This is a genomic window from Fretibacterium fastidiosum (assembly GCF_000210715.1).
In the GTDB taxonomy this organism is placed as follows: Bacteria; Synergistota; Synergistia; order Synergistales; family Aminobacteriaceae; genus Fretibacterium; species Fretibacterium fastidiosum.
The window spans coordinates 210,437-215,552 of the sequence record NC_021038.1 but is presented as its reverse complement, the minus strand read 5'-3'; the positions used below and the strand labels follow the sequence as shown (position 1 = coordinate 215,552).

General features: G+C 64.3%; 4 protein-coding genes, 1 tRNA gene and 1 pseudogene. 4 read left to right on the top strand and 2 right to left on the bottom strand.

Going from position 1 to position 5,116, the window contains the following annotated elements; genetic code table 11:
* A pseudogene (locus SY1_RS00970) lies at window positions 1-262 on the top strand (hypothetical protein); the annotation flags it as partial.
* 125 nt (window positions 263-387) lie between these two features.
* Here SY1_RS00970 and SY1_RS00965 read toward each other — a convergent pair.
* The gene (locus SY1_RS00965) at window positions 388-2,040 is read right to left on the bottom strand and encodes a phosphoenolpyruvate carboxykinase (ATP) (RefSeq protein WP_015555886.1); all 1,653 of its coding nucleotides are present in this window, start codon (window positions 2,038-2,040) and stop codon (window positions 388-390) included.
* Window positions 2,041-2,251: 211 nt separating this feature from the next.
* Between SY1_RS00965 and SY1_RS00960 the strand changes: the two genes are divergently transcribed.
* Window positions 2,252-2,327: transfer RNA gene (locus SY1_RS00960), tRNA-Val, on the top strand.
* A gap of 99 nt (window positions 2,328-2,426) precedes the next feature.
* Here the strand turns inward: SY1_RS00960 and SY1_RS00955 are convergent.
* A complete protein-coding gene (locus SY1_RS00955) occupies window positions 2,427-2,666 on the bottom strand; it encodes a hypothetical protein (RefSeq protein WP_015555885.1) in 240 nt (79 codons plus the stop codon).
* 712 nt (window positions 2,667-3,378) lie between these two features.
* Between SY1_RS00955 and SY1_RS00950 the strand changes: the two genes are divergently transcribed.
* Window positions 3,379-4,095, top strand: a complete 717-nt coding sequence (locus tag SY1_RS00950; RefSeq protein WP_015555883.1) for a flavin reductase family protein — start codon at window positions 3,379-3,381, stop codon at window positions 4,093-4,095.
* A 20-nt stretch (window positions 4,096-4,115) separates the two neighbouring features.
* Window positions 4,116-4,871, top strand: a complete 756-nt coding sequence (locus SY1_RS00945) for a flavin reductase family protein (RefSeq protein WP_015555882.1) — start codon at window positions 4,116-4,118, stop codon at window positions 4,869-4,871.
* The last annotated feature ends 245 nt before the right edge of the window (window positions 4,872-5,116 follow it).

Sequence of the window (5,116 nt, the reverse complement as noted above, 5' to 3'; positions counted from 1 at the left end):
GGGCCACATCTTGAACGCGCTCTGCACGGCGCTGAAGGTGGAGCGCTGCGAGGTGGGCGCCATCCGCCTGAAGGACGATCACATCCTGGTGGAGCTCCAGCCGCTGGCCATGTCCCGTCTGGAGCAGGGCCGGGCGGGGCTGGCGCGCTGGGGGCTCTTCCCGGAGGACGAGGCCCCTCGCCGCGGGCGGCGCAGCCCCCGCGGCGAGGTCCGGAGCCGGCGCGTGGGATCGAGACTTCGCAGGAGCCGGGAGGGGTATTAGGAAGGTCAGGGGCAAAACGGGCGAGGACCCTCGCCCGTCCCTTTGGCGAGGCGGCGCTGCAGCGCCGCCTCGTGCTTCTGGAGATTGATGACGACGGCGGAGGGGGGGCGGTGCGCCGGTCCACCCTACCTCATCGCGGCGATGACCGCCTCGAGGGCCTCCCTGGCGTCCGGGGGCAGCCTGTCCACGCCGCCGCGCTCCGTCTCGCGGGCGATCACGAAGTTCAGCCGATCCTGGAAGCGGGCCTTGAGCTGCTCTCGGTAGGCGGCATCGTTCAGATCGACCTTGAAGTCCGGCATGTCCAGCGTCTTGAGCCCCGGCAGGTCGCCGAAGGGAACCCAGCGGGCCCTGCCCTCCACGATGGCCTCGATGATACCCAGCGTGTGCTCCTTCTTCACCTTGGCGCCCATGAAGTCGGCGGTGTTCAGGATGTAGCAATCCACGCCGTCGGCCAGGAGCGTCTTGAAACGCTCGTAGTCCATGGAGAGCGGGTAGGTGCGGAAGGGGTTGGCGTAGGGCTCGCACACCAGGGCGTTGGGGTCCACGCCGGGGGCCAGGCGCTCCGCGCTGGTGCGCTTGGTGGCCAGGGTGGCGCCCAGCACCGCGCCGAGGGACGGGCCCTCCAGCTTCAGGACGGGCGGGATCGTCGGGTCGCGCATGAGCCAGAAGATGGCGTTCAGCGGCTCGTCGATGCGGTCCACGCGGTTGGGGGACCAGAGGCGGGACTTGATGGAACGGCCGTTGCCGTTGCGCATGTCCTCCGTCACGGCGACCTTCCGGCCGTCCCCGGTGACGGTGGCGCCGCAGTTCTGGATCGTCAGGAGGTACTTGTTGTCCTCGCAGCCGATGGGGTAGTCCGCCAGCTTGTCGAAGTAGGTGGGCTCCATGGCGATGGCGTACTTGTCCTTGATGTTGACGATGAAGGCGTCGTCGTGCAGGACCATGATGTCGTACCTGCCGTCGTGTTTGGCGTGGGTGATGGTGGACTTGCCGGAGCCCGACAGGCCGAAGGCCGCCATGACGAACTTCCTTCCGTCCTTCATCGTGTAGCGCTTCAGGCCGCCGTGGCAGGCCGCGTAGCCGTTGCGGGCGGCGATGCCCCAGGCCAGGGTCAGGGTCCCCTTCTTCAGCTCGCCGAAGTAGCGCAGGCCCAGCACCGCGGCGCAGTTCTCCTCCGGGGAGAAGAACGCGAGGCCCAGCGGGAAGTCGGGGTGCGACCAGTCGGGGTCGGCGAAGAAGAAGATGTCGCCGTCGGTGTCCGATATCCTTCGGGAGGCCGCGTAGCGCGGCCTGTACCTCTCGTTGTCGTACTGAAAGTTGATCATCCAGTTGTAGAGGTTGTTCTCGTAGCCCTCCGGCAGGAGCAGGTGGGCCTTCACCATGAAGTCCTCGTCCAGCCCCACGTAGGCGTCCGCCTGGTACATCCTGCGATGGCGCGTGTTGAAGATGGCCTCGCGCACCACGGTGCAGAGGGCGTTGGCGTCCACGCCGGGCCAGCCCACGATGCGGCGCGCCGCCGCCGTGCGGCCGAAGATCGCGCCGTCGTTGAACAGCAGGACGTTCGCGTCCTGGGGCAGCTCCTGCTCCGTGGGGTGGTAGACGGGCATCCCCGTCAGCTCGACCGTGCCCGGACTGTTCTTCGCCAGGTTGTAGGCCTCCTTCAGGTCCAGCACCCGGTGGACGTTGTTGCCGTAGAACACGGCCTCCACCGTCGGGCGGACCTGAGTCTTGTTCACCTTTTTGAAGTTTTCCTCATCATAAGCGCCGATCGTTGCCATCGTTAACCCCCACTCCTTTTTCGCGTCCTGGCCGCCCCGCCCTCGCGCGGCGGCCCTTTTTTGAAGCCCGAAAGCTCTCCTGCCATTATAGCCCGATTGCCCCGCACATTCCAGCGCCGGCCAGGGCCGGGGCGCGGGGAGCGGTTGAACGGCAAAACGAAAACGCCCCTTGTGCTTCCCCCGGTCTTTGTGTATAATAATTCCCCGTTGAGGGCGATTAGCTCAGCGGTAGTAGCGCTTCCTTCACACGGAAGAGGTCACTGGTTCGAACCCAGTATCGCCCACCATTGATAGCAAGGGTTCAGGGGAGTTTCTCCTGAACCTTTTTTGTTCTCCTTAGAAGCGCCCTTGAAGCAAAAAACAGCGGGGCCCCGAAGGGCCCCGTTCTACATCAGCGTCGCGATCCCTGCCTTGAAAACCTTCGGCAGGATATCCCAACCCGGCACACCGGTCAGGACGGCCAAGGCTCCCAGCAGGACCAGAAACCCCAGCGCAATCTGTCGCAGCCGGTGCGAGGCGTCGTTCACCGGCGGCGCGAACCCTTCGCCCTGCACGGCGTCCTCGCCGCGCCGGAACGTCCGCTTCATGGCGTCGGATGGGGAGATGTTGGCACGCCGCGCCAGCATCCCGGCGGCAGAAGAGGCAGTCGGGCTCCGTCGCCGCAGGATTACCGGACCTCACGGTCTGCGCAACGACGTTGATCTCCGTAACGTAGCGATGGCCGCGCATGGGCACGATCCTTTCCACCTGGGTCGTGTACTTTTTCCTGAGCCTGATGATCTGCCTCCGACAGAGGCTCATAAGCAGACGGCCAGCTCTGATAAAGCCCCTAAGCGATTCTCACAGCTCGTTCCTCGCTGGCTCTCTGCTTATCTGCGGCTGTAAGCCGCAGATGCTGCGCCGGTCGCTTATGTCGAGACGCGGCATCGTTGCCGCGTCTCGACGCAGGTGGTTTATCGCTTCGGTTGTAGACCATGACCTCGATGCGCTCGACCTCTTTTTGTGTCCATGCCACTCACTCCCGCTTCATACCCAGGTATCACCGAAAGACCTGCCTGCCGCGGCGTGGGATGACATTTTCTCTGACGACCTATAGGGTGACATGATCACTGATCAACGACACCTCACCCCAAACCATATTGACAAAACGACGTCGTGGTGATAAATTTTTCATGTAGTTAGATATAACTAATTTTATTCAGGCAGACGTTTAGTTTGCGGGGCAGAACGGCCCTGGGAAGGGTTTGTCTTTTGCTGAAGGAGGCACGTTCGCGAGGAACGGTCGTTCTCCGGCAGTTCGTGGATTCATGGAGCGTTTTTGGTTAAGGAGGAACGTTTATGAAAGGATATCGTTTGTTGGGAGTGCTTGCCGCCGCGCTTCTGTGCACCCCGGCGCAGGCGGCGAAGGTGGAGGTCGAGACGGGAGCGCGGCTCCTGCCGACGACGGCCTGCCTCGTGGGGACCTACGACGCGGAGGGGCGCCCGGACGCCGCCATCATTGACCGCGTCGGCATCGCCGAGACGCCGTCGAAGCAGAGGATGATCTTCTACGTGGCGGTGAACCCGAAGCGCCAGACCGCAAAGAACATCGAAGCCACGGGCGCCTTCACCGTGAACGTGATGAACGCGGCCCTCGTGCCGCAGGGCGACTTCTGCGGAACGGTCTCCGCAGCGTCGGGGGACGAGTACTTCGACAAGTTCTCCGTCACCGGGCTGAAGCTGGAGAAGGGCAGCGACGTGAACGCTCCCGTCCTGACGGAGTGCCCCGTGACGTTGGAGTGCAAACTCGTCAAGACGCTCGAGTTCCCGGACGGGCAGCACCGGGTGTTCCTGGGCGAGGTCGCGAGTTACCACGTGGCGGCGGAGGCCCTGGACGGCGACAAGACCGCCCCCGTCAGCCAGTTCGACCCGCAGAAGTCCGGCATGGCCGTCTACTTCGCGGGCAGCGCGGAGGGGAGCGGCTACTACGCCCTCAGTGCACCCCTTGGAAGCGGGATGAGCGCGGAGAAATTCCCCTGGCCCAATGGGCTCGAGCCCAAGCCCGCGGGGCATTAGGCACAAAAAGGAGCGTTATCATGAAGGAAAGAATCTATCGCGCCATCCTGACGCTGGCGTTCACGCTGTCCCTGCTGAGCCTGCGCGCCGGTATGGCCTCCGCGGAGTCCCTGAAGTTCACGGGATCGCCCCACTTCCTGCCTGCGCCGCTGATGGTGGTGGGCGTCTACACCCCGGAGGGGCAGGCCAACTTCGCCCCCTTCCATCGGGGAGGGGTCCTCGCCTCCGGAAAGGACGGCGGCCCCATGCGCATCGGCTTCGGCATCAAGGGCGACGCGGAGAAGAGCTGGACGTACCAGTGCCTGAAGAAGATGAAGGCCTGCACCGTCAACCTGCCCTCCGTCAAGTACCTGGCGGAGGCGGAGCTCCTGGGCCGCTACTCCGGACGGCCGCTCTCCGGCGATGCGCCGCTGCTGTCCGAGAACGGCGGCTTTCAGGACAAGCTGGCGGTCACGAAGCTCACGGCGGTGAAGGGTTCGGCCGTGAACGCCCCCATGATCGAGGAATTCCCCATCTCGCTGGAGTGCGAGCTCGAGGAAGACATGCCGATCGCCGAGGGCAGCAAGAGCCGCCTGATGATCCTCGTCGTGCGCAAGGTGTGGGCGGACGAGGCCTACTTGGACGCGGGGGGTAAGATCAACCCCAAGACCGCCGATCCGGATTCCTCCATCGTCTTCTTCTCCCACTCCCACGCGGCAAACGGCGGATTCTACGGCTACGGCGAGATGCTTGGCAAGTCCGGCCCCATCTCCGACGCCTATCGCCAGAAGAAGTAACGCAACCGTCGCTGCGGGGGGCCGCTGAGACGGACGAACGGCTCCCCGTGCACACAACCCTGCCTCCCTTACCGGAGGGCGTCTTTGGCGCGCTCTATTCCTGACTTGAGGTCCTGCCTGTCGCGAGGCAGGACCTCGCTTTTTTCCGGTGGGGGCTACGGGCTGGACGACGTTTCCGCTGCACCGATCGAAGAACGTGCAGGAGAGGGGCTTCCTCTTTATACCATTTTGCCTCTAAAGGGGGG

Bases quoted from the DNA above. Each gene is read 5' to 3' on its own strand.
- SY1_RS00965 (WP_015555886.1), bottom strand. From the start codon at position 2,040: ATGGCAACGATCGGCGCTTATGATGAGGAAAACTTCAAAAAGGTGAAC.
- SY1_RS00955 (WP_015555885.1), bottom strand. From the start codon at position 2,666: ATGCTGGCGCGGCGTGCCAACATCTCCCCATCCGACGCCATGAAGCGG.
- SY1_RS00950 (WP_015555883.1), top strand. From the start codon at position 3,379: ATGAAAGGATATCGTTTGTTGGGAGTGCTTGCCGCCGCGCTTCTGTGC.
- SY1_RS00945 (WP_015555882.1), top strand. From the start codon at position 4,116: ATGAAGGAAAGAATCTATCGCGCCATCCTGACGCTGGCGTTCACGCTG.